Here is a 26,682-nt window from a genome sequence, read left to right as displayed (position 1 = left end):
AACAAAACTCAATCCTGTCGAAAAAGAGAGGCAACTGCGGGGGGCCGCAGGTCAGCCATGGATGAGCCGGAACAAGGCCGCTTCGGCGCAGAGGCCGGGGCCAAAGGCCAGGGCCAGGCAGGGGCCAGGGTTCGCTGAGTGGCGCAACCGCTGCAGGATGAACAGCACCGTGGCGCTAGACATATTTCCGTGGTCGTGCAGCACGGCCCGTGACGTTTGCAGTTGCTCAGGGCTCAGTTCCAGCACCTCACCGCAAGCCGTGAGAATCCTTGGCCCGCCGGGATGCATTGCCCAGCTGGTGATGGACGCGGGAGAGAGATCCCAAGCGCCCAACCAATCATCCAACCAGGGGCGCAAGGCCTGCGCCACGGTCTGCGGCACCTGCGGCGACAGGCCCATGGAAAAGCCGTGATCAGTGATTCTCCAGTGCATCAAGCCAGCAGATCTGGGGATCACGGTGGACCCATTGGTCTCCAGCACAAGAGCCGGCAGCGATGTGGAACGTTGCGCCGAGGCCACCACGGCAGCGGCACCATCGGCGAATAGGGCATTGGCCACCACCTGTTCGGGATCACCGCCGTACTGCAGATGCAGGCTGCAAAGCTCCACGCAGCAGATCAGAACCACGGCGTCGGCATCGGCTTCAGCAAACGCCCGAGCCACCCGCAGGCCATTGAGCGCTGCATGGCAGCCCATGAAGCCCACGTGAGTTCGCGCAACATCGGCACGCAACCCAAGCCGTTCGATCAGAGCAAGGTCCACCCCCGGAGCCTCGAAGCCAGTGCAGCAGACCGTGATCAGATGGGTGATCGCCTCAACCGCGACCCCAGACTCAGAAAGGGCTGCTGAGCTGGCTTTCAGCGCCAGCGCAGCGGCATGGCGCTGAAACACATCCATGCGCTCCTCTGTGGAGGGGCTGGTGCTGCCGTAGAAGGGCACCCGCTCCAGAAACGAGTCGTCGTCACCGTGATCAGCGATCAACACACTGCCGCGGCGACGCACGCCGCTGCGCTGATGGATGCGTTGCAGCAGCGCTGTCTGCCGGCTGTCGCCACCACTGACATGCTCGGCCAAGGCAACCGCCTCATCGCGGGTGATGGAACCGTGGGGAACGGCCGTGCCGATGCCATGCAGTGTGAGGGCCATCAACCGATCTCCGCTGGGGGCACCTGCACGCGGTTCACGCGGCGCACGATTCGCTCCGGGAGTGCCGGCCAGACCCTGCAGAGGCTGAACAGGCTTGAGGTGAGCATCGGGCGCTGCAGCACTGTGGCCAGAGCCCTGCAAACCCTCTGACGCCGCACAACCAGGGACTCCAGGGTCTGAAGCCAGCGATGCTCCAGGCCTGGGCTCCAGTCAGCCAGCCCCGCAACGACAAATGGAGCGGCAGCAGCCCCAGCAGTGAGTGCCCAGGCCATCCCCTCGCCGGTGAATGGTTCCACGTAACCGGCGGCGTCACCGATCAGTAGACAGCGGCTGCCGGCAACCGCTAGAGGGCGGCGGGTCAAGGCTGGCGTCAACTGCCACTGCCCGGCCATGAGATCGGCAGGCAGGTCAAATCCCGCGGACAGGAGAACGGATCTTGCGGCTCCAGCGGGACCTCCTGCAGCCGCGACGCAGGAGCGATCGAAAGCCGCCGCCAGGTTCAATGCTCCATCCTCCCGTTGCACTAATCCCACATATCCCCCGTTTCCCAGGGCCATATGGATCACGTTGTTGGCGTAACCATGGGCCATGGACGGCAGCACACAGCCAGCCCCCACCCGGGATGTGGCGACGGTTTCAACGCTGGAGTGCTCGGGGCTGCAGTGGTTCACCAGACCGGCCGCCACGAGCACAACCCTCGCTTTCACCTCCTCCTGTGGCCCTCCAGCAGCTGATTTGAGCCGCACACTCCGCGTCGCGGAACACGCCGGACCCAGCTGTCCCCGCGTCTGAAAGCGAATCGTGGCACCAGCAGCAGCGGCTGCCTCCAGCAGGGCCTGATCAAAACGTTCCCGGGAGAGCACCCACCCACCGGGCAGGGAAAGAGCCGCAGCCTGGCCGTGGAAGCCAATACGCAACTGCTGCAGCGGCTGGGCACCGCAACGCGCCATCAGATCTCCCTGACCAACCGCCTCCAGCACCCCTTGGGCCTGCGCGTTGAAACAACATCCGCACACCTTCCAACGGGGAAAGGCGCGCTTTTCCACCACGAGCACCTTCAGTCCCCTTCGGGCGCAGTCGAGAGCAGCGATCCCTCCAGCGACACCGCCGCCGATCACCACCACATCCCAGATCGGGCCGATCACAACGGTGGACTCCAGATCAGCCTTTGGCGCTGAGGCCAGAAGCGCTGAAGCGTTGCCCCGAAGAGTCCCGCACGCTCGGCCAGCCTTTCAAGTTCCTGGGGAGTGAATGCTGCTCGCACCGACAACGGGCCATCGGTATGCACCACCCATGAACGGCTGAGCAAGCGCGTCCCCCCCCAGGCCAGGGCATAACCGAGTCGACTGCGGATTAGATCGTCAACGATCACCAGATGCTTGGCGCGCGCTGCCATCACCCGAAACAGTGTCACCACAGCGTCATCGTCGAGATGGTGGGCGAACAGCGTGCAATACACAACATCCACTTGATCCTGAGCGGGCTCCGCGAGGGCATCGGCCACGCTGAACTCCACCTGTCCGCCCCTGCGTTGGGCATTGCCGCGGGCCAGACGGATCGCTTCGGGATTGAGATCACAGGCACGGATCTCCAGCGCCAATCCTGAACGCCTGGCCATCCGATCGAGATCAATAGCAATGTCACCGCCGCCGCAGGCCAGCTCCAGAACGCTGATCGGTTTTGAAACCGATGCATGCAGCTCCTGCAGCGAACGCAGCAATCCGGAAGAACTGCGGCTGATCGCGTTGATCCGGCGCAGACCGCGAAGGGCACGGGCATGCTCTGCGGGATCCAGCCCTGGCTGATCCATCACTTCGGGCTGACGGTCGCGTTGATTCAGTGCCTGACCCCAGCGCATGCATTGCTCAGGCGTTCTTCTAGACGCTAAGCACGCGAAGAGCGATGGGCATTGTTAAGGTTTGTATCTCGCGGAGTCAGCCATGACCGATTACACCCCATTCATCATCGGCATGGTGGTTTTTGGAGTCGTCATCACGGCCGCTGTCGTTTACGTGCTGTCTCAGCCAACCGACCTGCCTTCACTCAAGAAAAAGGATTAATTTCGATGGCTGGTTCTTTGTTTCCCCTGGTTTACGCAGCTTGCCTGCTTTTTCTGCTTCTCCAGGCTTTCAAAATGATGCGTCCGGGCAAAGCTGTCATGGCTCGCGCCATGCAACGCAATGATCGCACCGGGCTGGTCACAACTCACCCTGAGTTGCTCAACGAACAAGGCGAACTCACCAAAGACGATCTGCTTGTTGTGCGTTTTCCCGATCAGGGTTCATTGGAAAGCTCCACGAATTAATAGGTCGTTATGGTCAGCCAGCTCACGGCAATCAACATTGCCAAGATGATCACCATCGCGATTGTGATTGGCTTGATTGCAATCGTGGGCATTTCAGACCAGCGACAGATTCTTTATGCCTGCATGCACATCAGCTACTGCGTGTGGTGGCTCGTTGAACAACGGATCTATCCGGAACGAAGAACGTTTTTATTCCAGGAAAAGGTTGGCCCTGTAGGACTGATCAGCGCCATCTTGATCATCGGTGTGTTTTATTCACTTCCGGCCTTTCTTGCTTTTTTCAACCCAAATCCACTCACCATTGCTGCCACAGCAACGGCGATCCCACTGTTTTACTTCGGCAGCTTGATCAACACGTCTGCCGACGTCCAGAAAATGACGGCGAAAACATTGGGCCGCGATCTGGTGAGTGATGGAATCTGGAGCAAGATCCGCCACGTGAACTACAGCGGAGATCTGATGCGCTATCTCAGTTTCGCTGTAGTTGCAGGTTCGGCCTGGGCCTTTCTTGTCCCCCTGGCGATCGCAGCTCTCTACCTCCAACGCATTGGAGAGAAAGAGACGTCGATGGGCGCAAAATATCCCGATTTCGCGGCCTATCGTCAGCGCACAACCCGATTAATTCCCTGGGTTTGGTGATTTCGGCGATGGATTGCCAATCCAGTGCCACATCACATGAATTTGGCTAGTGGTATGGCAGCGTCATCCCGTCCATGCCTTCAAGCGAATCCTGGAACAGAGAGGGGCTCCCTGGATGGTCTTATCGAAGCGAGCGAATCCTTGAACTAGAAAAAGAGCGTGTGTTTCTGACCCATTGGCATGTTGTCGGGCATGCCAATGACATACCCGAACCAGGGGATTGGCTCAGCTTCGATCTCCTCGGGGAAAGAGCACTGGTCATTCGTGGCAAGGATGGAACCATCCGCGCTTTTCAAAACACCTGCCGCCATCGAGGATCACGCCTCGTTGAGGGAGACAAAGGGCATTGTCGTGGTGCCTTGCTCTGCCCCTTTCATGCCTGGGTTTACACGCTCGAGGGACAACTGAAAACCCCTTCGCAGCCCGACAAGTTTCCAGCCCTGGATCCAAGCGAGTGGAGCTTGCAGGCGCTGGATCTTGAAGAATGGAGAGGATTCCTGTTTCTTCGGTTCGAACCGGGCCCCCAGGGATCCGTGGCCTCCCTGATGGCACGGCATGAAAAGGAACTGGAGATCTACCCCCTGGAAACTCTGCAACCTGCGAGCGGCTTTTACACCAGTCCGATTCAGGAGGTGAACTGGAAAGCCATGGTCGATGTCGACAACGAGTGTTACCACTGCCCCTCGGCACACCCAGGACTGACTGATCTCTATGGCAAGGGATACGAAGAAGGGCCCTGGCTCGATGGCACCCACCGAATTCGGGGCCCTTTCAACCAGACACCGTCGCGTCAGGAACTCAACCAGCGCTATCGAGCGCTCGTGGAACAGCACCCTTCACCATTCAGTGCTCTACCCCAGGCCTGGCTGTACATCGGCCTGTTTCCAAGCTCAGTGTTGGTGTTCTACCCGGAATCCGCGGGCTTTTACCGCTCGATCCCTCTCAGCACCACCCAGTCCATCATGAACGGAGCCGATTACAGCTACGCCAATGAAAGCGAAAGCATGAAACAAGCAAGGGACATTGCCACCGACATCAACGACATCGTGCTGAAAGAAGACAAACACATCTGCGCACTTCATTATCAGGCCACAGCATCAAAATATTGGCATCAAGGCTACTTCGGCGATTCAGAAAAAGCCCTTCGCGAACACCACGACAAACTGAGAAGCCTGATTCCCGAACTAGAAGGCAATCGCATCTGAGCTAAACAATTTTAATTTTCTCCATCGTCATCGATCAAAACCATTCATTATCAGATCATGCCAGCCAAAAGCCAGGAGAAGTTTGAGCAAAAGGCCCTTCAATACGGAATTATTGCCAATGCCTTTATGGCTGGTTATGGCCTCTGGGCAAGCGTAGCCTCCAATTCATCGGTTGTTCTATTTGATTCTCTTTATTCGACAGTGATGCTTTGTTCCATCCTGGTCGGAAAGAGCATCAGTCGTAATGCCAGTCGACCTCGAGACCGCAGCTATCCCTATGGATACGGAGGCCAGGAGGCTGTGTATGTGATGTTCCGATGCCTGGTGCTAGCGGGCGTCCTTGGCTTTGGAATCTTCAACGCTGTGTACACGATATGGAGTTATATCGACGGCGATGTTCCCCCTGCTCTTGAACTGGGACAGATTCTCCCTTACACCATCATCATGACCATCATCTGTGGTCTTCTTTGGATGAACTACAGGTCAAACTGGATCAAGCTTGGCCGCCAATCACTCATCCTCAGAAATGAGATGCAGAATGTCGTGGCCGATGGTGCCTACACTGTGGTGACGGGTATCGCGCTCCTGGCAAGCCCACTCCTGCAGATCACGCCTCTCGCCGTGATATCTCCGATTTTCGACTCGATTCTCCTGATCATCTGCAGTGTTGTGATCGGGAAAGATGCCATCCAGGGTTTTATTTTCAATCTTTGGCAGGTCAGCGGCGGCACAAGTGATCTCGCTAACGACAAGAGCCTCGAACAGCAAGTTGAGGGCATCTGCTCGAATCACGCGATGGCCCTCCAGAATCTCCTGATCACACAACTTGGCCGTTCAGTTTTAATCGTTGCGTATTGCAATGCAGAACATGCCATACAACCATCTCAAATTGACAACACACGTCATGCAATCAACCAGGCTCTGCAATCAGAGCTGCAAAATCCCAATGTTGCTTCTGAAGTCATTCTCACCTCCGAACCCGTCTTTGTGAGTTCAACATGACCAACATCACCTGCACCTACACCGGTGATCTCCATTGCGAGGCCACTCATTCGGGATCTGGAGCCAGGCTGAGCACCGACGCGCCCCTGGATAACGAAGGCAAGGGAGAAGCGTTCTCCCCCACTGATCTCCTGGCCACTTCGTTAGGCACCTGCATGCTCACAATCATGGGAATCACCGCCCGCAGCCGGGGCTGGTCGCTTGAGGGAGCAAGCGCCAGTGTGGACAAAGTGATGAGCAACGACGGGCCAAGACGCATCGACACCCTGCGCGTCACCCTTCAACTCCCAGAGCAACTCGATCACGACCAGCGTGCACTGCTACAACGGGTCGCCGAACAGTGCCCTGTGAAACGCAGCATCGTTCCTTTGATCAACGCCGAAATCCACTGGGCCTGATTCTGCCCCCCGCAGTCACAACGCCTGCGCAAGAACAGTTGTCAACGCAGTGTCCACACTCAGAATTCGACCGCCGAGGTGAACCCTTTGCGCACCCATTTGCTCGGCCAGCGTCAGCTCGAAGGGCACAAAACCACCCTCTGGCCCGATCATCACCACGGCGGGCTGCACCGCAACAGCCGACAAGCGAACGTTGGCGTCCTGGTGAGCAATCCAGCAAGGCCGGCCCTGGCAGATCTCAGGCAACCGGTCTTCAACAAAAGGGCGGAACAGCCGGTGGCGGTGCACCTGAGGAATGATTGTGTCGCTGGAGCGCTCCATTCCCATGCGCAAGGCCTCATCCACCTTGGCGTCTGAAAGCAGAGGGCTCTGCCAGTAACTCCTATCCACCCTGGCAGTGTGGATCAGATGAAGATGGCTCGCACCGAACTCCGCCACGGTGCGCAGAATTCTCCTGAGCATTTTGGGTCTGGGCAAGGCCAGCACAAGATCAAACCGGTGACGCGCAGGTGGCGAATCGCCCAACTGCACAGTCATCAGCACAGAGCGATCATCGATGGATTGGATGCATCCCGTGCCCCGCTGGCCTCCCAGCATTCCAACCCGCAGGGTGTCCCCTTGCTGGGAGCGCAAAACCTTGCGGATGTGCTCAGCACGGCGATCCCTGAGGAGGACGCGCTGCGTGTCAATCCACTGGTCGTCGCTGTTGAGCAGGATCAGATTCATGAACCTCAATCATGGCCTGAGGCAGCCGCAGAAATGGAAAAAGGTCAGCTGCAATCAGCAGCAATCCTTCCCCGCATCCTGCAAACCATGTCAAGCGACTGGCCCTCTTCAAGTCCCTCCTGAAGAGCTGTCACCACCCTCTTGGCGATTTGATTGAGCGTGGCCTCCCTTTTGGAGGGATCACGCAGTCCGGCCTCCAGCGAACCCTCAAGCATGCCGATCTCGAGCATCGAGACCCCCTTGCGGGGACCGCCCAACATGCCTCGGTAGTCGTAGGGGTAGGCACCGAATTCCTTGGCCAGCGCTTCATCCATCACCGAGAACCCGAAGGCCACGGCGGGAATGATTCCAGCGCCGATGCCATGGGGCGCATAGGCGTCGTAATGGATCTCCACCACGTAACCACCCTTGGCGGCATGCTCGCCCCCCACACTCCAATTCGTGCGGGGGTCATCGCCATTGCGAATCGTGCGCACCCCCGGGTCATAAAAGGTGATATCCAACCCTTGGCGCTTGCCCTCCGCCACAACAGCCTTCGCTGTGCGCAAGTTCCAGTAGAGCTCGTCAGTGATGCCGGCTTGCATCGGAGCTGCACCACCAAGATCAACTGCTCGACCAGGCGTTCCTGACCCGTACATCCTCTGGGAATCCGCATGGCCGGCAAGCACCAGAATCGGCATGTCTTTCTTGGGCATGCGATCGCCGACCCAGTTCTTGCCTCGCCCGGGCGTGGGAGGCAGCGGCGGCAATTGAGGCTCATTGCGCACAGGCGGAGCTGGCTTCATGCTCTCGAGAATGTCCATCAGCCCTGCCTCCGCAGCAAGCGGTACGGCGAGGACACCCACAAGAGCCAGAGCGATGCGACGCATGCGTTTCAGCGTGAGTGCCCCATGCTGCCCGCTTGCCGCTCAGCTGTCACCCTTTGATTCGATCGTGCCCTTGCTAAGTGAGGACAAGATGTGAATGCCCCATGGCGGACCTGATCAACCTCCTGGTGGCCTGGCGCTGGCCTGGTGCCTCAGTTCTGATCGCACTGGCTGTGAGCCGAGCCTTGATCAGCATTGCCCGCCATGGGATCAGGGTTGAGATCTACACCCGCCAACCCATCCTTGTGGGAACAGGACGGGCACCTTTGAGAGCGGAGGTCGGGAAAGTACGGATTTGAGATAAGAGGTAACTTGGTTTGCTGGTTTCAGCGGGGAACAGCCGCTGATGGAAACGGGGAAAGAACGGTGCAAATCCGTCGCTGTCCCGCAGCTGTGAAGCTTCGCCCCACGCGAAGTCAGTCAGAACGCCCGCCAGGCCATTTCACGACGAGGATCGACCTTGACTTTTTCCACTCCTGGAGCAGCTGTGCGCAGGGCAGGCCTGGTGGCAGCCCCCTTGCTGCTCAGTGTTTCGCTTGCGGCACCAGCCAACGCCCACCATCCCTTCGGCATGGGTGACAGCACTGGCTTGACGGCCTGGCAGGGACTGCTGAGCGGAATCGGCCATCCGCTTCTTGGCCCTGATCATCTCCTGTTCCTCCTGGCGATTGCCTTCATCGGCCTGCGCCGCCCGATGGCCTGGGTGATTCCCCTCCTCGCCGTGGGTCTCGGGGGAAGCGCCCTGTCGCAGTTCATTCCTCTCTCCGAGGCCATCGCACCTTGGGCCGAGGCACTGGTGTCCCTGTCTCTGGTTGCCGAAGGGCTCATCGCGCTCACCCTGTTGCCGGCGCAGTGGCTGCTGCCACTGATCGGTCTGCATGGATTTCTGCTGGGCAGCACGATCGTGGGAGCCGAGCCCACACCTCTTGCCACCTATTTCCTCGGCCTGCTGATCGGTCAAGGGGCATTACTGCTGCTGGTCACGGCATGCTCCAAGGGCGTTGTTGCCAAGCTGGGGGAGCAAGGCCGCCGTCTCAGTGCTGGCATCTGGATGGGCATTGGCCTGGCTTTTGCCTGGGTTGCCTTGATCGACTGAATCTCGACTCAGCGAGCGGAAGTTTGAAGTACTGATCTCTTTCCGGCCGACATCAAAATGTCGGCCTTTTTTATTGATCTGATTCAACCAGAATCAGAAACTAAGCGTCAGTCCAGTGCCCACGTGGTGCTGGAATCCCACTCCCCAGCCATTCCCACCTTCGGTGCTGTAAACAGGTTCCCAATGGGCAAACAACACCACATTCTCAGCCACTGGGTATTCCAGTTCGATCTCACCGCCCCAGTCCGTCCGTTGAGACAGGCCTGAGTAACTGCCTGGAGTGTAGAAACGTGGACCGCCAGACAGAGTGATATTGAGGAGGTCGACATTGAAGCCGAAGCCGAGCCAGGGGTCGGTGTAATTACCGATAAAGGTGCCGTCGCTTTCCCATCCTGTGCGGTTTTCAACGGAAACAAAGATTCCGTCAACCATGTCTTCCAGACCATCACCAAGAGCGAAATTCACATCGCCATCGCCAAAGGCATAAATCACCTGAGCACCCACTTCATTTTTCAGGCCAGTACCAAAATCCTCACCCTCATCTCCAGTGACGTAGTAGGGCATCCAAGCCACAGAGAACGCAAGACGTTCGTTCGGTTGATAGCGGGCCTCCAGATATCCCTTGATATCCGTCCGGCGGAATGGCGCACCTGAACCATGGGCATGCCCATGGTGGGCATGATCGGAATGATCATCATCGTGATGATCCTCCTCATGGTGGCCCTCGGCGTGGTCGCCATGGTCATCATCGCCATGATCCTTCTCATGGTGACCCTCGGCGTGGTCGCCATGGTCATCATCGCCATGATCCTCGTCATGGTGACCCTCGGCGTGGTCGCCATGGTCATCATCGCCATGATCCTCATCCCCATGATCATCGTGGCCCTGTTCAACGTGAACACGGCCGTAGAAGTGTTCAGCTTCACCCCACACCAACGATGGGCCCATGGAGGCTTCGATCGCGAAGCTGCCGTTATTGGGAAGACCCCATTCCAGAACAACCCCGAACTGGCCATCAATCGCGTAGTGCTGAGGGCGGCCATCCAGATTGTTCTCAAATCCACCGTGGCCTTCGATCGTGATGATCGGAATGGTGCGGAATTCACCAGCAGGCAGATCTTCACCATCGCCTCCATGACCGCCATGGGCCTGTGCACCGCGAACGGCAGCATCGCCAGCCATCAACAGAGCAAGGGTTGAGATGGTGTTGAGTGCAACGGAGCGAAAGCGAGCCATTGGGGGACGAAGAGAAATGGGAAAGAGAACTGAAAAAGAGAGTGATAAAAAAGGATCAAAGATGAACACGATCAATTGATCGCAGCCCAGCGCTTCTGCAGCTGATCAGCCGCCTTCTGATCGCACGTCCCTCCTTGAGACACCACGAAATTGCACACATTGCCGGTGGCTGTCTGAATCAGGCTTTGTCCAGGTGCCTGACCATCGCCGAACAACGGTCGCTTGGCCAAAGGCACACCGCTGGAGCGACTGATCCGGCGCATCGTCTTCGAAGGAGGTAACGCGTCGGGGAAGATCACCTTGGTGCCGGAAGCCTTGATGGCCTTGCTGATGGCACGCAGGCTGGAAGGACGCATCCGGCCACCGGTGGCGTACTCGTCAATCACCGGAAGTTCACGGATTCCATAGCGCCTGGCCAGAAACGAAAAGCCGCGATGGCCAGTCACCAGAACGCGCTGCGCTTTTGGAACAGTGCGGATCTGAGCTCCAGTCCAGGTTCCCAAGGCTTTCAACACAGAGTCCATCGATAACCGCCTGCGATTGATGGCCGTGTCTTGCTGACCCTGAAACAGCGGCTTCAACTTTGAGGCTGTGGTGTTGACCATGGCCGCCGCATTGGATGAGTCGTGCCAAATGTGCGGATCCTTGACCGGGTTCTTCGGTACAGCGATCTCACCGATCGACACCACAGGGCCACCTGCTTTGACGCCATTCAGCGCTGGCGTGAGGTTGTAGCCATTCACAAGCACCAGATTGGCCTTGCTGAGATTGGTGCGATCGGCAGGACGCAACGCCAGGGTGTGGGAATCGGCGCCGGCAGGAATCAAACAGACCACCTTGGCCTGATCAGCCACCAGCGTTTTGGTGATGTCACAGAGCACTCCATCCGCAGCAACCACGGTGGGCACCGAAGCGGCAGCAGCAATCAGGACCCCTGAGGCCGACGGAAGAAGAGGGACGAACAAGACGCATGGAAACGCGATACCAAAATGATAATCATTCTCATTCGCTTGTCCAGAAATGGGCTACCCGGCCAACTTCAGCCTCGGCAGGCATAGAAGCGCCATGCACACCACCCCGATCAGGGGACCGGGAGGCAGGTTCAGGGGCACCGCCAGCAAAAAACCGATGGCACTGACGGCCAGTCCCATGCAAGCGGACTGCACCATCGCCGCTCTCAGACTGCCCACCCGACGCAAGCCGGGCAGCACTGGTGCGCAGAGAAGACCAATCACCAGGATCACTCCGACAGCCGCCATCGCACTGACAATCACCATCGAGGTCACCAGAGCCTGCATCAATTGCAAACTGCGCACCGGTAAACCAGAGGCTTGCGCACCTTCAGGATCCACCCCGAGAAACACGAGCTGGCGGTAGCGCGTCAGCAACAGCAACCCCATGGCCGCGGTCGCCACCAGCACCCGGGTCAGATCCGACCAGTCCACGATCAGGAGATCGCCGAACAGCAAGCCCTCCAGATCCAGGCGCAGATTGAGTAGGGGAATCAGCAGCACGCCCAGCCCGAGAAATCCAGCCAGCACGGTGTTGATCACCGCTTCCTGGCCAGCCGACTGACCCCGCTGCAAGCGTTCCGCCAGTAGGGATCCCAGCAGACCGCTCAGCACTCCACCGATCGCAGGATCCAAGCCGAACGCCACGGCCACAGCAACGCCAGGCAGAACGGCATGGGAGATGAGATTCGCCTGCAACACCCGCCTCTGCGTCACCAACAGGGTGCCGGTCACCGGACAGAGCACGCCGACCAGCAGGGCCATCAACAGGGGAACAAGCCAGAGATCGATCTCAGTCATGGCAGTGGGCTCCCGGATCGAGTTGATCGCCAAGCCGATGCCGAATCTGATCAGGCGATCCGTCGGCCAGCACGCGTCCGTCGAGCACGATCACACGGTCGTACTGATCGAGGGCCGAGCCCCAGTCGTGACTGCTCACCAGCAAGGTCTGGCCTGCATCGGCCAGCTGCCGCATCAGCTGAAGCAACTGCGCCCGCGAGGGGGGATCAATGGCGGCACAGGGTTCATCGAGCAGCAGCACGCGAGACGGCTGCACGATCGCACGCGCCAGCAGAGCTCTCTGCTGCTGGCCTCCGGACAGGGCATCCAGGCGACGACCGGCTAGGGCTGTCAGACCGACCCGTTGCAGTGCTGCATCTCTGTCACAACAGCCATAAGACCTGGATCGCACCGATCCGAGATCCACGAACTCCCGCACCGTGATCGGAAACGACCAGTCAATCCGTCCGCGCTGGGGCATGAGCACCACTTGATCGCGGCACATCTGCACGGGAACGCCATCGCAGAGCACCCGGCCGATCGTGGGGGAGAGCTGCCCCTGCAACAGATGCAGGAGGGTGGATTTCCCGGCACCATTCGCGCCAACCAAGGCCGTGAGCGTGCCTGGCTGGAGTGTCAGAGACACGTCTTGAAGAACGACGCGATTGTCAAAAGCAGCCGACACCGCGTCGGCAACCAGGGGAGCACCCCCCATCCATCATGAGAACGATTCCCACTCAACCTATCGAGACCCTCTGGATCTGCCAGCCCAGGCCCCACCGGCAGGGAGCCAACGGGCCAGCACCGCAGGCTGGTCCAGAACGGTCAGATCCAACGTGCGTCCGCTAATTAAGGCCACCCGCCCGGCATCATCGTCCCCTGGGCGGCGCAGCACCGTGAGCAATTGATCGCTCACCGGATCAAAGTCGAGTTCAGCTCCGGAGCTGAGGCGCCATTCGTCGAGGGATCGATTCAGAAGCGTGCGGCCTTCGGCATCGAGCAGCAGAAGCCGATCTCGGGCCTGCTGTCCCGCCTCACGAAGCACGAGCCACAACCGCTCGCCACCGTTATCGCAGGCGGCAGCCATCACACCGGCCTCACCGATCCACACCTGGCGTGGTGGACGCCCGGGAATCACCAACTCAACCGAACGGCGATAGTCGGGCCAGTGCCGAACCAGGAGCGCACGACCAGACCCAGAACAGAACGCTTTCACCTCACGGCTGCCAGGCAGCGTCTGCCGTGAGGCGGCTCCTTGCTTGGACTCCAGAGGCAACAATTCAAGCCCCTCGAACGAGGGAAGCACCAGCCCCGTGCCGTCAGGGAGCAAGCGCAGGGCACCGCTGGCCTCAAGCGCAAGGCGACGACGTTCCGAGCCTTGCTCAAGGATCCAGATCCGGTCACTCCCGGGTTCAAATCCCCCGAGCTGAATCAAGAGATCACCGCGCTGATTGGCGCTGAGATGCACGAACAGCAGTGAACCCGATTCCAGGGTCTCCAGCGGGCCCAGGTCAGGGTCGCCCAGCCCTGATGGCACGGCGCTGAGAGAGCGCTGATCGATCCGGCGAAACAACACCTGCTGGGTGGTCTCGGCGTCATCGCCCACCACGGCCACACCCCGTCCGTCACCGAGGGGCTCCACCTGGAGAATGCGTTGCTGCGCCGGCATCAAGGAACGCCAGCGGCCATCACGGAGCCGCATCAGCAAGCGCTCGCCGTCGTCCCCGGGTGCCACAGCAAGCAGAAAGGGCCTGGGATCCCACCACAACGATTGCGGCTTCATCGGCAGGCGGCGCAGGTCCTGGCCACGAAGATCCAACTGCAGAGGACCTGAAACAGGGTCGCCGGACTCCAGAAGCAGCCGCATCCGGGTCTGCCGGCCGAGCCAGCGATGGGGGGACTCGGGCACGAGAGGGCTATCGGCCACCGTGGCGCGATCCATCGGTCGGCTGAAGGTCACATCCAGAGCGGCAGCACCGGAGCGGATCGGCTGTACCGCCACCGCCAGCAAACGGGGCGGCCGCCGCGCCAGCAGCTGTTGCTGCAGCAGCGCCACCCCGGCCAGCAACGTCAGACTGGCCGCAAGCCAGTGCCCCTTGGATCCAGAGAATCGGCCTGTCATGGTTCCAGAGGGCGCTCCGGCCGGGGAATCGCCTTGATGCCCTTGGGTTTCACCACATTCGTCGGCACGCCGTTTCGGTCCTGCACCGTCATCGTTCCCTCGATCTCCAGCCATTGATCCGGCTTTGGATCCGTTCCCTCAGGCCAGTCCACAGGCAAACCGGCGGGCGTTGCATCGGCCAGACAGCAACGCACGGTGAGACGGGCCAGCTGCGCAGGCTCCCCAGGCCGCGCCAGAACGAAACCACTGATCCGCAACGGATCTCCAGCATGCAGATCCGGATCAGGCTGACTGCGCAGCAAGCGCACCCATTCCGTCAGTGTGCGCTGCTCGGGGGGGAGGAAAAAACTGAGCTGGGGAGCCTCAGGGAGACTGTCCTGACGGTTGGCTGCCAGATCACTGAAGGAGGGAGCCGGGGGGAAGGCCAGCATCAGCAGGGCCACGCCCAGCGAGAACAACACGCCCAGCGGAAGTGGTCCAACCGGACGGGTTCGGGCCCTACGCAACTGGATCAACGCCAGCAGCAGCAGAACACCCCCGGCTGCCGTCACCACAGGGTGAAAGGCCGCATTGAGAAGCAGATCCAAACGTCCAGACGCACTGCTCCAGAGCAACAGCCAGCCCCACAGCCCCAAGGCCAGAGGCATCAACCAGGGGGATCGGCGCAGGCGTTGCAGCAGAGACATCAATTCAGTGAGCAACTCAGAGCTGAAGAAAATTGACCCACTGACCAATCAGCAACACCAGCAATGACGCCGCCACTGCGGTGATAGCGATCGCCCTGGGCGTGAGCAACACAGTGAACAGTCCAGCCAGTTTGAGGTCAACGACAGGACCGAGGAGTAGAAACGCCAGCAGTGCCCCAGGGGTGACCTGGGCGGCAAACCCCAGCGCAAGAAAGGCATCCACACTGGAACACACCGACAGCACCAAGGCCAGCAGCATCAAGGCGATCACCGACAGTGTCGGCGCACTGCCGAGTGCCAGAAGCCAGCTGCGGGGCAACCAGGTTTGAACCACCGCCGCCAGGGCGCTGCCCAGCACCAGCAAGGTGAGAAGACTCAGAAATTCCCGGGTGCTGTGGCCGAGCAACTCACCGGGTCCAAGCCGATCAGCGGATGGGGGCCGTTCAGAGATCGATGCACTGCCCCCCACCAGACCACTACCACGCTCGAGCAATCCCACCCGAGACAGCGGTTGGGTGAGGCGCCTCTCCTCCAGCAGAGCCGGCTCCAGGAGTTGGGATTCACCCAGCATTCCCAGAAGCATGCTGAGCGCCAAGGCAATCAGGAATGCACCCAGAGGCCGGGCCCAGAGCAGCCAGGTTTTATCGGGAAACGCAGCCCAGGTGCTGGCCAGCACGATCGGATTGAGAACCGGAGCCGCGAAGAGAAATCCAAACCCCGTTCCAAGGGGTGCTCCGCTGGCCAGAAGCCGCCGGGCAACAGGCACATTGCCGCATTCACAGGCCGGCAGAGCGAATCCGAGCAGTGCCCCCACAATCGGTGCGAGAAAGGCATTGCGCGGAAGCCGGCGAACCCAGGCCGACTGGGGAACGAGCCACCGAGCGATCCCTGCAATCGCCACTCCCAGCAGAAGGAAGGGAAGGGCCTCAATCAGCAGACCTTGGAAGATGGCCCAAGCCGTGGAGGCACGTGTCATTCCCTGGCCCGAGTGCTAACTCCAGCCTTGAGACGATTGCTCTTCCACGTAGGCAGCAACGTCGGCGATTTCCGATTCACTGAGCACATCCACAAAGGCGGGCATGGCATTGCGGCCGTAGGTGACCTGGGCCACGATCGCTGATTCATGGGCACCGAGATAATTGGGAAGGTGGGCCTTGAGATCAGCTTCCTGCAGGGTGCGCTCCGCCTTGATGATGTTGCCGCCGCCGGCATGGCAAGCGGCGCAATTGGTTGTAAAGATCTGACCGCCACGCACCGCATCGGTGGCATCGGCGGCAAGGGGCGAAACCAAGCCAATCAATAAAGCCAGAACGAACGAAGCAACGAAGCGCATGGCATGCCTGTCGGATGACCTGATTGTTCAAAACCTGCTGCGAGGTTTCACGCAGGCCTCAGATGATCGTCACGCAATGACATGGGATCACCCCCCCATGCCGTGACCATGACTCTCGCAGGGCATCCACTTGCTGCCCATGGCGTGCGCACCTTTGCATCCAAAACCAGGGGCAGCGGCCTCGGCTTCCTCCCGAGTATCAAACATGGCTTTCTTGCCGCCTGAGCTCTGATCGGAGTGTTGAGGTTGACCCGACAACACCATGCCGCTGTGGTCATCACCGGGCACGTGATGGGCGCGGGCCGAAGCAACACCCACCAGGGTGAGCAAACCCAAGAGCGCCATAGCGCTCTTGCGCCTGAAACGGGTGGACTGGAATTGCATCGGCTGCAATGAAAGGTTTAGGGGTCCCATTCTCCATCAGGAACGACGAGAGCGAGAATCCCTGTCACCAATCAGCGCGCATCGAACGGTGCCGAGGAGTGGTGGAGAACGATCCGCAGCGTGCCATTCATCTCGCGCACGAAGGTCCACGTTTTCTCGACAACGCCCACCTGCCCCTTGGCATCCGTCACCCGCACCAAACCCATGGTGTTGGCCGTGTTGCCGAACAGCTGGATCACGTAGTCCTCGATCTCACAGCTTTTCCAATGGCGATAGGTGGCAAAGCCCTGGTTCTTGCCGAACTGGGGAATCGAGGGATCAGGACCCACGAAATAAGCCAGAGCTCCAGCGCGGGTGGAACGGAACGTGTCCTCCCCAGTGGTGTAAGTGGGTTTGAAAGCGATCGGGCCGTAGTCGAAGCCGTAGGCCGCATCAATCACTGCAGACGCCTTGGCCTTTGCAGCGGCGTAACCACCGGTCTGATAGGCATCGCTGATCGCAACCAAAGCAGCACACCAGCCGCGCTGGGCCTTGATCACCTCCTCTTCAGTGACCATGGTGCTGAACACCTGCACTTCAGGATCCGCGACTGCAGGCAGGGGCGCCAGAGCGCTGGCCCCCAGAACCGCAGCGGCAGCCACTGACAAACAACGACCGATCATTTGCAAAAGTCGATTCATTGTTGGTTTAGCTGCAATATCCGAAACCCACCATTCCATGGTTCAGCAATTCTTGGCATGGTGATGAGGTCTACCAACGGACATGCGTCGCTACTGGACCGGTCTCCTGGCCGCCGTGTTCTTCGGCTGCAGTGCTCCATTAATCGCGGAGCTGGCCTCTGAAGGTGGCCCCTTGGCCGTCACCGCCCTGCTCTACCTCGGTGCCAGTGCCGTCCTGCTGCCCATGCAGCACCTGCGATCAAGCGCGAAAGAGAACCTGAACGCAGAGGAAACGCCGGTTCAGCCCTCCGACTGGCCGAGCCTGGCCCTGCTCACGCTCCTGGGGGGAGTGGTCGGCCCCCTCTGTCTGGTGATGGGGCTTGAACGGCTCTCCCCCGCCACAGGGTCGCTGCTGCTGAATCTGGAATCCCTGTTCACATTGATCGTCGCGGTGTTGATTGGCCGCGAGCACCTGGGTCGGCGTGGGTTCGGCGCGGCCGCACTCACCCTGGCTGGAGCCTTGATCCTGAGCGGAGGCCACCTGGGTGGCGGTTCTCTTGGCGGGGTGGTGTTGATCGCCCTGGCCTGCCTGGCCTGGGGGGTGGACAACAACCTCAGCCAAGCCCTGAGCCTGCGTGATCCCCTGCAGATCTCCTGCATCAAAGCCCTCGGAGCCTCCCTGCCACTGCTGGTGATGTCAGCCGTGTTCCAGCAATCCTTCCCTCCGATGCGAAGCAGCCTCGCGTTGCTGGTGATTGGAGCACTGGGCTACGGCATCTCGATCTGGCTAGATCTGATCGCGCTGCGTCAGCTTGGAGCGGCACGGGAAGCCGTGCTGTTTGCCACGGCGCCGTTTGTTGGAGCCGTGTTTGCCGTGGTGGTGCTGGGCAGTGCCCTGAGCAGCGCCCTGGTCCTCGCAGCGGGCCTGATGGCCGGTGGCGTGATCCTGCTGATCGGTGATCACCACAGCCACCGGCATCACCACGCGGCGATGCATCACAACCACCGCCATCAACACAGTGCGGAGGATCCCGATCCCCATCACCAGCATCAACATCCCGGTGGAGCGCCGCTGTGGCATGCCCATGAACACGAGCATGAAGCGATGCAGCACACCCATCCACACGTGAGCGACCTCCACCACCGCCATGACCACGACCCTTCAGAACCGCCTCAGGCCTGAGGGTTTCCACGGCGCAACACGCCATGACGCGGTGCCAGAAGAAAGGCCAACAGGAAAAGACCGGTTTGCACAAGAACGATGCATCCCGCCGTGGAGCTGTCGGTCCAGTAGCTCACATAAACCCCCAGCAGACTCGACAGCACACTGCTGCCAATCGCCAGCCAGGTCATGCGATCAAAGCGATCCGTGAGCAGATAGGCCGTGGCTCCGGGGGTGACGAGCATGGCCACCACGAGAATGATGCCCACCGTCTGCAGTCCGGCCACCGCCGCCAACGACAGCACTGAGAGAAGCAGGTAGTGCAGGGCACCGGTGTTGATCCCGATCGAACGGGCATGGGTGGGATCAAAACAGAAAAGCAGCAGATCCCTGCGGAACAGCAGCAGCAGCACGATCACCACGCTGGAGATCAGCACGGTTTGGAGGATGTCGGCGGAGGAGATCCCCAGCACATTGCCGAAGAGGATGTGGGTGAGGTCGATGTTGCTGCGCGTCTTCGACACCAGCACCAGCCCCAGGGCGAAGAAGCCCGTGAACACCAATCCGATCACCGTGTCTTCCTTGATCCGCGACTTCTGCTTCACGAAGCCGATGGTGGCCACCGACCCCACGCCGAACACGAAGGCACCGAGAGAGAAGGGAAGCCCCAGCGCATAGGCGAGCACCACTCCCGGCAGCACGGCGTGGGAAACGGCATCGCCCATCAGAGCCCAGCCCTTGAGGGTCATGTAGCAGGAGAGCAGACCGCAAACTCCTCCCACCAGGGCGCTGATCAACAGCGCCTTGAGCATGAAGGCGTGGCTGAGTGGTTCCAGGAGAAGATCCATCGACCCAGTCTCAGGGAGAGCTGTTCCCGGTGAGCAGGTCAGGGGGCAAGCCACCGAAGGTCAAAGACAGATTTTCGGGTGTGAACACTTCCGATGTTTCGCCATAGGCCAGCACGGTTTTGTTGATGAGCACCACGAGATCACAGAAATCACGCACGTGGGTGAGGTCGTGCGTGGAGATCAGAATCGTGCATCCCTCTCGGCGGAACTGCAGAAACAGGTCAGCCATCAATTTCTCGGTACGCACATCCACGCCGTTGAATGGTTCGTCGAGAAGCAGCACGTCAGCGCGCTGAGCGATGGCGCGGGCCAGGAAGGCACGTTTGCGCTGACCACCGGAGAGCGTGCCGATCGGACGACGGCTCAGCTCCAAAAGGTCAACCCGTTCAAGAGCATCACGGACGGCCACCCGATCGGAACTCCGGGGAATCCGCAGAGCATTCATCGATCCGTAGCGCCCCATCATCACCACATCCCAGACCGACACTGGGAATTGGCAGTCCACCTCTTCGCTCTGGGGCACATAGGCCACGGACTGCTGGCGCTGGGCCTCAGCGATGCTGCAGCCGTTGATCCGGATTCGTCCTCGCGATGGGCGGATGAACCCCGTCAAAGCCTTGAACAGCGTGGACTTGCCTGCACCATTCATGCCCACAAGCCCGCAGATGCATCCGGATGGAAGCTTCAGCGAGGCGTCGTACAACGCCACCGTGCCGTTGTAGTCCACACAGAGCTGCTCAGCAGCGATGCGCATCGTCATGGCGTTGGATCGGAGGTAGTCCCCAGCCCTTCTCGGATGAGTTTCACATTGTGGCGCTGCAGATCGAGAAGGGTGGAGGCAGGACCGTTGCGATCCGACAAGGAATCCACGTAAAAATTGCCACCGAAACGGCTGCCAGCGGCACGGGCCACCTCCCGTTGGGCTCGATCACTGACCGTGGTCTCACAGAACACAGCCGGAACCCGGTCCCGTTGGACGCGTTCAATCAGCCGGGCCATGCGACGCGGCGTGATCTGACTTTCAGCATTAACAGGCCATAGATAGGCCTCATCCAGTCCGTAGTCGCGTGCCAGATAACTGAAGGCCCCCTCACAGGTCACCAGCAGGCGCTGTTGCTTCGGAAGTGATTGCAAGGCCTGACGAAGTTCGCCATCCAGCTCTCGCAGTTTGAGCTTGTACGCCTCTCCATTCGCCCGGTAGGTCGGCGCCCCCTCTGGATCAAGAGAGGAAAAGGCTTTCACGAGTTGGTCCACATAGTGCTCGGTGCGCTGCGGCGACATCCAGGCATGGGGATTGGGCCGGCCGGCATAGGCATCGTTCTGGATCAAGAGAGGCTGAATCCCTTCCGTGAGCGTGACCGAGGGAACATCGCCGGCCGCAGCCGTGAAACGCCCCGCCCAGAGCTCCAGGCCCAACCCGTTCTCCACAATCAGATCAGCGCGCGAGGCCCGTTCGATGTCACTGGGCGTGAATTCATAGCCATGAATCTCTGCGCCAGGCTTGGTGATTGATTCCACCTTCAAGCGATCACCCGCCACGTTTCTGGCCAGATCAGCCAGCACGGTGAAGGTGGCGAGAACCCGGGGGCGCTGATCCGGGTCGTTGCGAGGTCGCTCCGTTTCACGAGGCGATGAACAAGCCGCCAGCAGACAACAACCGATCAATCCGGGGACGATCGTGCATCGAATCAAGATCCTGCGTAAATCGCAAATCGGCAAAGGCTGCTTTGAAACCGTCTCGAATCTAAGAGCGGTCAACTCATGCACGAATCCAGGCATCCGCAGATGCCCGATCCTCGAAATGACGCAACTCACCGGGCATCAGCAAACCGACAACAGAACTCAGCAACGCCAGCCAGCGCGCCTCGGTGACCAGCGCCACACGCTGAACATGACGCCCATGACGCAAGCCGAGGCGTAGATCATCGATTGCAGCCTGCGGCTCCCATCCATCCAGTTCTCGGGCATCGAAAACCAGTCGCAGTCGTTCATCTGCCTGTTCCGCGATGGCGGCCTCCAGCTGCGGAATGAAATCCACATAATCCTGATGACTGAGGCGGCCCCTAGCAAACACGGTGATCACGGATCCGTGAGCCACATCTACTGATTCCAAAGTGAAGCCATGGGAGGAGGTCAGTGTCATCTCATTAACTGCAACTGAAATTGTTGTAACCCCTTTCGCTTCTCATAAAACACTGCAAAGGGTGAGGATCTCCACCCACCCAATCAGTCGCCGAAGTCGCTGTCGTGCTTATTCATCGCCTCAATCACCAGGTCATGAATCAAGAGCTGAGTTTCCATCCTGCTGTGATGGACAATCAAGCGCTGGATTACGTAATACACGATCAACATCAGCGGAAGCATCAGCACACAGATGATCTCAAACATCGGTGCATCCTTTTGGCCGTTAGTCTTCAGCTAAGACGTCAGAGAATCGGGTGATTGATGCGATGGCCAACCATCGTGATCGCCACCATCAACAACACAACAGCGATCGATCCCACCCAGTCGACGTGAGTAATCGCCTGCAGAACAAGCTGTGAAATGCTGCCCGACATCTTCAATCGCCCGAACCTCGCAAGCTCATTCAACGCCGCCTGCAGAACCGGCACAAGGGCGAGGATCCGCCACTTCACATCTCTTGACCCAAACACGACAAACAAGGACGGACCGACAACCGTCCCGAGGCGACTGGCACTGTGACAGTTCAGGCGTGAAAGTGCTCTTGTGTGAGGAATCGTCAGCGTCAAAGAGTCGAAACAAGGTCAGACGTCTTTGCGTTGCCGAGCCTGAACCCTGCCTTTCGGCGGGGTTTTTTTATTGAACCGGGGCAGCATTTCGTCAAGGAGAGGCGCCCCACACCACATATGGGGCACGGAACGAAACAAGCACCTGAAAGAGCAACTCATCGATTCATTCGCCCGCCGTCAACACTAGATCTGGGGCTTGCGCAAATCCTCACACCAGGCCTATTGATGACTGCAAGAGTGGCACTGGAGAAACTTCTCTCTAGCGTTCATTCGACGGCCGGGTGATGGGGCCTTAAGGCACCGGCGAAGAATCCTCCGACATCCTTTCGGAGGATTTTTTATGCCTTCTGCAGCGCTCCGAGCAGTACTTCACGTCGTCCCACACATCCTTCCACTTTCGTCGCCACTGGAAAGGTCGCCCGCAGACAGGACAGATCTTGCTGGGGCGATCGCGAGGGCGGGTCATCGGTACTTCTGATCACATGACAGCGATCTGCTGTCTGGCTAGTCAAGGACCGTCTGAGTCTGGGTCATGCCCGAACAGGAAAGTCAGGATGCTCGCCGGCATCAAGGTGATGCACAACACCACGTGAAGGCTGAGCCTCTCCACGTCGACATGACGCGAAATCGCAGCTTGAATCACGCCCGCTACAACAACATCACTCCTGAGGTTCTTTCAGAAGAATTGAAGGCTTCTGGGGGTGAATCAATGGAAGAGATCAATACTGAAACGGATGCACAGATGAAAGAACAAGGTCCATCCTCATTCCGCACAACGACGTCATGAGCAACGAACATCATCAAAGCGGCCGTCGTCCCGACAAAGCTGCTCTCGAAAGGCTTCATCCAGAGCATCGCGACCGTCAACATCTGAAAGATTCACCCGATCTCGAACGCCGCAGCCAACCCAACCAGTCGCAACTTCGCGAGCACACCCACAACGATCACAACCTGATCGAGGAGATCCACCAGCTGGATGGTGATCAATAGCAGTGGAGACGCACCAGCTCCAACACGCGCCGAGGATCGCGTTCCAATTGATAGGCCTCGTCCTCGGCCGCGGCCACGCTGGGGGGCTGCTCTGAAAGCAGCAGGGCATACGCGTCCGTCTGCAACCCCCCTCCAGCACAATCCTGGGCAAGGTGCACCATTTCATGGGCAAGGGTTTCCACAGCCCGGGCCTCGGTGTTCACAAGAGCGGTGGATAGACAGAACACATTGGAACCGGTGAAATACTGCCCGGCCTTCTTGACGCCGTCACAGAACGGGCGCTCGATCAGCATTGCGCCTGAAGCCGCCGCAACCGACAGGAGCAGGGAATACAAGGCAGCCATCGCGTGACGATCCCTTGCCAATCGGATTAAAATAAAAACACGTTGAGCCCTATGGCTGCAGTTCGCTCCGCACCAGGCAACGGGGGTGTGGACACTGTGGAGTTCAGCTATGAACACCCTTCAATTGACCAAATCTCGTCAGATCAAAGCTGAGGCCCTCAAAAAGGCCCAGCAGGTGATGGCGAAGGATCAGCGTGACGCTGAATCACTGGATGCCAATCAGCCCGAAAAGGCTGAACGCAAAACCACTGAGCTGCGTTATCTCGGGTATCGCTACAGCATCTGACGCTGTTTCCCCAAAGGGAATCCACCAAGAGGGTGACCAGTGTCACCCCTCTTTTTATTGGCCATGTCTCCCCGCACATTCAGCAGTCTCGTAGATCACTAGCCATCAGAAATCTCTTGCTAACAAGAGGATCAGCCATTTCAGCCATCAATGAATGGAGCCCAGGCCCTCGTCAAATTGCTCGAGAACCACGGTGTTACCCATGTCTTCGGCATCCCAGGAGCCAAGGTCGACAGCATGTTCATCGCCCTGCTCGATTCACCGATCGAGCTGGTGCTCTGCCGTCATGAACAGAATGCCGCGTTCATGGCCCAGGCCTTCGGTCGGCTCACTGGAACAATCGGTGTGTGCCTGGTGACCTCTGGCCCCGGTGTCACCAACTTGGTGACGGGTCTGGCCACCGCCACATCGGAGGGTGATCCAGTGCTGGCCATCGGCGGTGAAGTGCCCCTCGATGACCGCTTCAAACACACCCACCAGGCACTGGACGGTGTGGATGTCATGCGTCCAGTGACGAAGTTTTCTCAATCCGCGCTCACCGTGCATGACCTGCCGGAGGTGTTCGGCAATGCGGTGCGTGCTGCGGAAAGTGGGCGCCCCGGAGCGGTGTATCTCGGTCTGCCCAAGGATGTAGGGCTGGCGACATTGGATGCACTGCCACCTGGCGCCTGGGGGCAGTCCCACTCGATTGGACCCGCCCCAGTGGCGGCATTGCAGCGGGCTGCAGAGGTCCTCAACACCAGCCGCAAGCCGATCGCTTTGCTGGGCATGCAAGCGTCTTCACCCCAGCTAGCCGAGCCCCTCCAGCGCTTTTTGCAGGCCGCCGCGATTCCGTATTGCTCCACGTTTCAGGGGCCTGGCCGCTGGGTTGTCCCCGAGCACTTCGCCGGTCGGGTGGGTCTGTTTCGCAACCAACCGGCCGACAAATTACTCGACGAAGCAGATGCCGTGATCACGATCGGCTTTGATGCCGTGGAATTTGATCCGAGCCTCTGGAACACCGGCAACCCCCGCCCCTTGATTGCCGCTGATGTGGTGGCACCAGATCAGGACCAGGCCTTCATCCCCGCAGTGGAGCTGATCGGTGACATTGGCGCCAGCCTCGAGGCTTTACAGGGGATGTTGAAGCTGACGGTGGAGGAGGACTTCCGCCGATCAGCCGCTGAGCGCATGGCGGAACTGCACAGCACCGTGGCCGAGGGGGCCCAGATGGGCGGATGCCCGGTCCCTCCCCTGAGGGTGGTGCACGACATCCAACAGGTGATTACTCCTGAAACGATTCTGGCCCTGGATGTTGGCTCCCATTACATCTGGATGAATCGCTATGTACCTGCCCAGCATGCCCGTCAGGTGCTGGTGAGCAACGGCCAGCAGACCCTCGGGGTAGCCCTGCCCTGGGCGATGGCGGCGCGGTTGCTCTATCCCGATGCTCCAATCCTCTCCGTATCAGGGGATGGCGGTTTCCTGTTCACAGCCACCGAACTGGAAACGGCCAAAAGGATCGGCAGCCGATTCGTGCATCTGATCTGGAACAGCCACTCCTACAACATGGTGGAATTCCAGGAAGAAGCCCATTACGGGCGAGTTTCCGGCGTGAAGCTCGGCGACTACGACGTTGTGAAATTCGCTGAGTGCTTCGGCTGCCGCGGCCACCGAATCGATGACCCCGACCAACTGCTTCCCCTGATCCGTGAGGGGCTGCAACAGGACGTGCCCGTGCTGATCGACATCCCGGTCGACTACTCAAAAAACCAGCGTTTGATGCAAGACGTCTACCAGGACTTCATTCACTGAACACGACCGCCTATCCCACACCATGACAACCCATCCCGACCTCGGGCACACCCTGAGCCTGCGCCTTGGTGCAGGCCTCTGGCAGGCCCTATGCGAAGAGAGTAGGCAACGTGGCGAATCTCCATCCCACCTCGTGCGAAGCCTGCTGAGCGAATCCCTCGACCTGGAACATCACACCCTTTATCAGGTCTCCACCTCGGGCGCTCTCGTCCAGGGCGTCTACCAGGGCTGCGTCACCGTTGCCGAAATCCTGAAACATGGCGACTTCGGCCTCGGGACCTACGACAGCCTCGATGGCGAGGGCATCATGCTTGATGGAGTCTGCTGGCAAGCCCGCAGCGACGGCAGTGTGCGCGAAGCACCTGCCGATGCTGAAGCCCCGTTCTGGGTGACCACCCGCTTCCACGCAGACAAGACAGAGCAGTTGAGCAACATCAAGGGATGGGAGGACCTGACTCAGCGCCTCGATGCACTGCGCGACAACGACAACCTGTTCGTCGGTTTGCGTCTGCGTGGGCACTTCAACTCCATCCGTTACCGGGTGGCCTGTCGCGCTGAAGCAGGCACAGACCTTGTCAGCGCCACCTCCCATCAGGCCGAATTCCAGCAGGAAGGGGTGAACGGCACCCTGGTTGGGTTTTGGACCCCCAGCTATGCCCGCACGATCAACGTGCCTGGATTCCATCTGCATCTACTGACCGATGACCGGCAACACGCCGGCCACGTCCTTGACCTGCAATGCGATCAGATCGAGGTGGATCTGCATCGGGAAGAGGCCCTGCATCTGGCTCTCCCTGAAACGCCAGCATTCCTCAAGGCCGATCTCAGCGGCGATCCTGCTGCTGCCCTGGCCGTCGCTGAAAGCAAACACAGTTGAATCAGGTCATGACAGACGGGACAGGTTCATCGCGATCT

At 59.6% G+C, this 26,682-nt stretch carries 36 protein-coding genes and 1 riboswitch; of the genes, 13 read left to right on the top strand and 23 right to left on the bottom strand.

The window, feature by feature from the left end:
* Positions 1 to 51: 51 nt before the first annotated feature.
* Genes SynPROS71_RS05465 through SynPROS71_RS05455 form a run of 3 tightly spaced genes read right to left on the bottom strand, consistent with a single transcriptional unit; the run spans position 52 to position 3,004 of the window.
* Entirely contained in the window at positions 52 to 1,146 is a 1,095-nt protein-coding gene (locus SynPROS71_RS05465) for a type III polyketide synthase (protein ID WP_186597260.1), read from the bottom strand.
* A complete protein-coding gene (locus tag SynPROS71_RS05460) occupies positions 1,146 to 2,288 on the bottom strand; it encodes an NAD(P)/FAD-dependent oxidoreductase (RefSeq protein ID WP_186597899.1) in 1,143 nt (380 codons plus the stop codon). Before SynPROS71_RS05460 ends, SynPROS71_RS05465 begins: the two co-directional genes overlap by 1 nt.
* On the bottom strand, positions 2,288 to 3,004 hold the full coding sequence (locus tag SynPROS71_RS05455; RefSeq protein WP_186597258.1) for a class I SAM-dependent methyltransferase: 717 nt from the start codon (positions 3,002 to 3,004) through the stop codon (positions 2,288 to 2,290). Before SynPROS71_RS05455 ends, SynPROS71_RS05460 begins: the two co-directional genes overlap by 1 nt.
* Before the next feature lie 207 nt (positions 3,005 to 3,211).
* Between SynPROS71_RS05455 and SynPROS71_RS05450 the strand changes: the two genes are divergently transcribed.
* The 5 genes from SynPROS71_RS05450 (at position 3,212) to SynPROS71_RS05430 (ending at position 6,695) form a co-directional block, all read left to right on the top strand.
* Positions 3,212 to 3,451, top strand: a complete 240-nt coding sequence (locus tag SynPROS71_RS05450; protein WP_186597256.1) for a DUF2973 domain-containing protein — start codon at positions 3,212 to 3,214, stop codon at positions 3,449 to 3,451.
* A gap of 9 nt (positions 3,452 to 3,460) precedes the next feature.
* Positions 3,461 to 4,090, top strand: coding sequence for an isoprenylcysteine carboxylmethyltransferase family protein (locus tag SynPROS71_RS05445; RefSeq protein WP_186597254.1), 630 nt, complete (start codon positions 3,461 to 3,463; stop codon positions 4,088 to 4,090).
* 74 nt (positions 4,091 to 4,164) lie between these two features.
* On the top strand, positions 4,165 to 5,295 hold the full coding sequence (locus tag SynPROS71_RS05440) for an aromatic ring-hydroxylating dioxygenase subunit alpha (RefSeq protein WP_186597252.1): 1,131 nt from the start codon (positions 4,165 to 4,167) through the stop codon (positions 5,293 to 5,295).
* A gap of 57 nt (positions 5,296 to 5,352) precedes the next feature.
* Positions 5,353 to 6,297 (top strand): cation transporter, encoded by a 945-nt coding sequence (locus tag SynPROS71_RS05435; protein ID WP_186597250.1) that lies wholly within the window; start codon positions 5,353 to 5,355, stop codon positions 6,295 to 6,297.
* The gene (locus tag SynPROS71_RS05430; RefSeq protein WP_186597248.1) at positions 6,294 to 6,695 is read left to right on the top strand and encodes an OsmC family protein; all 402 of its coding nucleotides are present in this window, start codon (positions 6,294 to 6,296) and stop codon (positions 6,693 to 6,695) included. Before SynPROS71_RS05435 ends, SynPROS71_RS05430 begins: the two co-directional genes overlap by 4 nt.
* A gap of 15 nt (positions 6,696 to 6,710) precedes the next feature.
* Here the strand turns inward: SynPROS71_RS05430 and SynPROS71_RS05425 are convergent, their stop codons facing one another.
* Complete coding sequence (locus SynPROS71_RS05425; RefSeq protein WP_186597246.1) at positions 6,711 to 7,421, bottom strand: 16S rRNA (uracil(1498)-N(3))-methyltransferase; 711 nt, start codon at positions 7,419 to 7,421, stop codon at positions 6,711 to 6,713.
* 44 nt (positions 7,422 to 7,465) lie between these two features.
* Positions 7,466 to 8,290, bottom strand: coding sequence for a dehydrogenase (locus SynPROS71_RS05420; protein ID WP_186597244.1), 825 nt, complete (start codon positions 8,288 to 8,290; stop codon positions 7,466 to 7,468).
* Between the two features lie 101 nt (positions 8,291 to 8,391).
* Between SynPROS71_RS05420 and SynPROS71_RS05415 the strand changes: the two genes are divergently transcribed.
* Both SynPROS71_RS05415 and SynPROS71_RS05410 read left to right on the top strand, forming a co-directional pair.
* Complete coding sequence (locus tag SynPROS71_RS05415) at positions 8,392 to 8,586, top strand: hypothetical protein (RefSeq protein WP_186597242.1); 195 nt, start codon at positions 8,392 to 8,394, stop codon at positions 8,584 to 8,586.
* 5 nt (positions 8,587 to 8,591) lie between these two features.
* Positions 8,592 to 8,739: riboswitch (cobalamin riboswitch) on the top strand.
* Positions 8,740 to 8,858: 119 nt separating this feature from the next.
* Positions 8,859 to 9,383: a HupE/UreJ family protein gene (locus tag SynPROS71_RS05410; protein WP_255442484.1), complete on the top strand. Its 525-nt coding sequence runs from the start codon at positions 8,859 to 8,861 to the stop codon at positions 9,381 to 9,383.
* 93 nt (positions 9,384 to 9,476) lie between these two features.
* On the opposite strand, the gene SynPROS71_RS05405 is transcribed toward SynPROS71_RS05410, so the two are convergent.
* From SynPROS71_RS05405 to SynPROS71_RS05360, 10 genes are all read right to left on the bottom strand, one after another.
* Positions 9,477 to 10,565 carry a hypothetical protein gene (locus SynPROS71_RS05405; protein WP_186597896.1) on the bottom strand — a complete coding sequence of 363 codons (1,089 nt, stop codon included), beginning with the start codon at positions 10,563 to 10,565 and terminating at the stop codon, positions 9,477 to 9,479.
* Between the two features lie 125 nt (positions 10,566 to 10,690).
* Positions 10,691 to 11,584 carry a metal ABC transporter substrate-binding protein gene (locus SynPROS71_RS05400; RefSeq protein ID WP_186597241.1) on the bottom strand — a complete coding sequence of 298 codons (894 nt, stop codon included), beginning with the start codon at positions 11,582 to 11,584 and terminating at the stop codon, positions 10,691 to 10,693.
* A 60-nt stretch (positions 11,585 to 11,644) separates the two neighbouring features.
* On the bottom strand, positions 11,645 to 12,430 hold the full coding sequence (locus SynPROS71_RS05395; RefSeq protein WP_186597239.1) for a metal ABC transporter permease: 786 nt from the start codon (positions 12,428 to 12,430) through the stop codon (positions 11,645 to 11,647).
* Positions 12,423 to 13,124 (bottom strand): metal ABC transporter ATP-binding protein, encoded by a 702-nt coding sequence (locus tag SynPROS71_RS05390; RefSeq protein ID WP_186597237.1) that lies wholly within the window; start codon positions 13,122 to 13,124, stop codon positions 12,423 to 12,425. Before SynPROS71_RS05390 ends, SynPROS71_RS05395 begins: the two co-directional genes overlap by 8 nt.
* 27 nt (positions 13,125 to 13,151) lie before the next feature.
* A complete protein-coding gene (locus SynPROS71_RS05385) occupies positions 13,152 to 14,531 on the bottom strand; it encodes a hypothetical protein (protein WP_186597235.1) in 1,380 nt (459 codons plus the stop codon).
* On the bottom strand, positions 14,528 to 15,217 hold the full coding sequence (locus tag SynPROS71_RS05380; protein WP_186597234.1) for a TIGR03943 family protein: 690 nt from the start codon (positions 15,215 to 15,217) through the stop codon (positions 14,528 to 14,530). The genes SynPROS71_RS05385 and SynPROS71_RS05380 overlap by 4 nt, the downstream gene beginning before the upstream one ends.
* 16 nt (positions 15,218 to 15,233) lie before the next feature.
* The gene (locus tag SynPROS71_RS05375) at positions 15,234 to 16,193 is read right to left on the bottom strand and encodes a permease (RefSeq protein ID WP_186597232.1); all 960 of its coding nucleotides are present in this window, start codon (positions 16,191 to 16,193) and stop codon (positions 15,234 to 15,236) included.
* 15 nt (positions 16,194 to 16,208) lie between these two features.
* Positions 16,209 to 16,550, bottom strand: a complete 342-nt coding sequence (locus SynPROS71_RS05370) for a c-type cytochrome (RefSeq protein ID WP_186597230.1) — start codon at positions 16,548 to 16,550, stop codon at positions 16,209 to 16,211.
* Between the two features lie 87 nt (positions 16,551 to 16,637).
* Positions 16,638 to 16,934 carry a DUF3721 domain-containing protein gene (locus SynPROS71_RS05365; protein WP_255442417.1) on the bottom strand — a complete coding sequence of 99 codons (297 nt, stop codon included), beginning with the start codon at positions 16,932 to 16,934 and terminating at the stop codon, positions 16,638 to 16,640.
* A 71-nt stretch (positions 16,935 to 17,005) separates the two neighbouring features.
* Positions 17,006 to 17,575, bottom strand: a complete 570-nt coding sequence (locus SynPROS71_RS05360; protein WP_255442416.1) for a hypothetical protein — start codon at positions 17,573 to 17,575, stop codon at positions 17,006 to 17,008.
* Positions 17,576 to 17,696: 121 nt separating this feature from the next.
* Here SynPROS71_RS05360 and SynPROS71_RS05355 point away from each other — a divergent pair, with 121 nt between their 5' ends.
* A complete protein-coding gene (locus SynPROS71_RS05355; RefSeq protein WP_186597228.1) occupies positions 17,697 to 18,776 on the top strand; it encodes a DMT family transporter in 1,080 nt (359 codons plus the stop codon).
* On the opposite strand, the gene SynPROS71_RS05350 is transcribed toward SynPROS71_RS05355, so the two are convergent.
* From SynPROS71_RS05350 to SynPROS71_RS05325, 7 genes are all read right to left on the bottom strand, one after another.
* Positions 18,767 to 19,603 (bottom strand): metal ABC transporter permease, encoded by an 837-nt coding sequence (locus SynPROS71_RS05350; RefSeq protein WP_186473012.1) that lies wholly within the window; start codon positions 19,601 to 19,603, stop codon positions 18,767 to 18,769. The genes SynPROS71_RS05355 and SynPROS71_RS05350 overlap by 10 nt on opposite strands.
* A 10-nt stretch (positions 19,604 to 19,613) precedes the next feature.
* A complete protein-coding gene (locus SynPROS71_RS05345; protein WP_186597888.1) occupies positions 19,614 to 20,357 on the bottom strand; it encodes a metal ABC transporter ATP-binding protein in 744 nt (247 codons plus the stop codon).
* A gap of 2 nt (positions 20,358 to 20,359) precedes the next feature.
* Positions 20,360 to 21,295 carry a metal ABC transporter substrate-binding protein gene (locus tag SynPROS71_RS05340; RefSeq protein WP_370586861.1) on the bottom strand — a complete coding sequence of 312 codons (936 nt, stop codon included), beginning with the start codon at positions 21,293 to 21,295 and terminating at the stop codon, positions 20,360 to 20,362.
* A 67-nt stretch (positions 21,296 to 21,362) separates the two neighbouring features.
* On the bottom strand, positions 21,363 to 21,746 hold the full coding sequence (locus tag SynPROS71_RS05335) for an STAS/SEC14 domain-containing protein (protein ID WP_186597226.1): 384 nt from the start codon (positions 21,744 to 21,746) through the stop codon (positions 21,363 to 21,365).
* A gap of 83 nt (positions 21,747 to 21,829) precedes the next feature.
* Positions 21,830 to 21,991 (bottom strand): hypothetical protein, encoded by a 162-nt coding sequence (locus SynPROS71_RS05330; protein WP_186597224.1) that lies wholly within the window; start codon positions 21,989 to 21,991, stop codon positions 21,830 to 21,832.
* A 38-nt stretch (positions 21,992 to 22,029) separates the two neighbouring features.
* Positions 22,030 to 22,161, bottom strand: coding sequence for a hypothetical protein (locus SynPROS71_RS13840; protein WP_255442415.1), 132 nt, complete (start codon positions 22,159 to 22,161; stop codon positions 22,030 to 22,032).
* Positions 22,162 to 22,645: 484 nt separating this feature from the next.
* A complete protein-coding gene (locus SynPROS71_RS05325) occupies positions 22,646 to 22,819 on the bottom strand; it encodes a DUF2256 domain-containing protein (protein WP_186597222.1) in 174 nt (57 codons plus the stop codon).
* Between the two features lie 66 nt (positions 22,820 to 22,885).
* Between SynPROS71_RS05325 and SynPROS71_RS05320 the strand changes: the two genes are divergently transcribed.
* Both SynPROS71_RS05320 and SynPROS71_RS05315 read left to right on the top strand, forming a co-directional pair.
* Entirely contained in the window at positions 22,886 to 23,140 is a 255-nt protein-coding gene (locus tag SynPROS71_RS05320) for a hypothetical protein (protein WP_186597220.1), read from the top strand.
* Positions 23,137 to 23,343: a hypothetical protein gene (locus tag SynPROS71_RS05315; RefSeq protein ID WP_186597219.1), complete on the top strand. Its 207-nt coding sequence runs from the start codon at positions 23,137 to 23,139 to the stop codon at positions 23,341 to 23,343. Before SynPROS71_RS05320 ends, SynPROS71_RS05315 begins: the two co-directional genes overlap by 4 nt.
* Here the strand turns inward: SynPROS71_RS05315 and SynPROS71_RS05310 are convergent.
* Complete coding sequence (locus tag SynPROS71_RS05310; protein ID WP_186597217.1) at positions 23,337 to 23,687, bottom strand: hypothetical protein; 351 nt, start codon at positions 23,685 to 23,687, stop codon at positions 23,337 to 23,339. The genes SynPROS71_RS05315 and SynPROS71_RS05310 overlap by 7 nt on opposite strands.
* A 109-nt stretch (positions 23,688 to 23,796) precedes the next feature.
* On the opposite strand from SynPROS71_RS05310, the gene SynPROS71_RS05305 reads away from it, so the two are divergent.
* The 3 genes from SynPROS71_RS05305 to budA all read left to right on the top strand — a co-directional run bounded on the left by SynPROS71_RS05305 (position 23,797) and on the right by budA (position 26,644).
* Positions 23,797 to 23,973 carry a hypothetical protein gene (locus SynPROS71_RS05305; protein ID WP_186597215.1) on the top strand — a complete coding sequence of 59 codons (177 nt, stop codon included), beginning with the start codon at positions 23,797 to 23,799 and terminating at the stop codon, positions 23,971 to 23,973.
* Positions 23,974 to 24,123: 150 nt separating this feature from the next.
* Positions 24,124 to 25,767, top strand: coding sequence for an acetolactate synthase AlsS (gene alsS, locus SynPROS71_RS05300; RefSeq protein WP_186597213.1), 1,644 nt, complete (start codon positions 24,124 to 24,126; stop codon positions 25,765 to 25,767).
* Positions 25,768 to 25,789: 22 nt separating this feature from the next.
* Positions 25,790 to 26,644 (top strand): acetolactate decarboxylase, encoded by an 855-nt coding sequence (gene budA, locus SynPROS71_RS05295; RefSeq protein WP_186597211.1) that lies wholly within the window; start codon positions 25,790 to 25,792, stop codon positions 26,642 to 26,644.
* Positions 26,645 to 26,682: the final 38 nt, after the last annotated feature.

This window comes from Synechococcus sp. PROS-7-1 (genome assembly GCF_014279795.1).
GTDB lineage: Bacteria > Cyanobacteriota > Cyanobacteriia > PCC-6307 > Cyanobiaceae > Synechococcus_C.
Note: the sequence above shows the minus strand (reverse complement) of the source record. Positions and strands in the feature narration are given on the sequence as shown.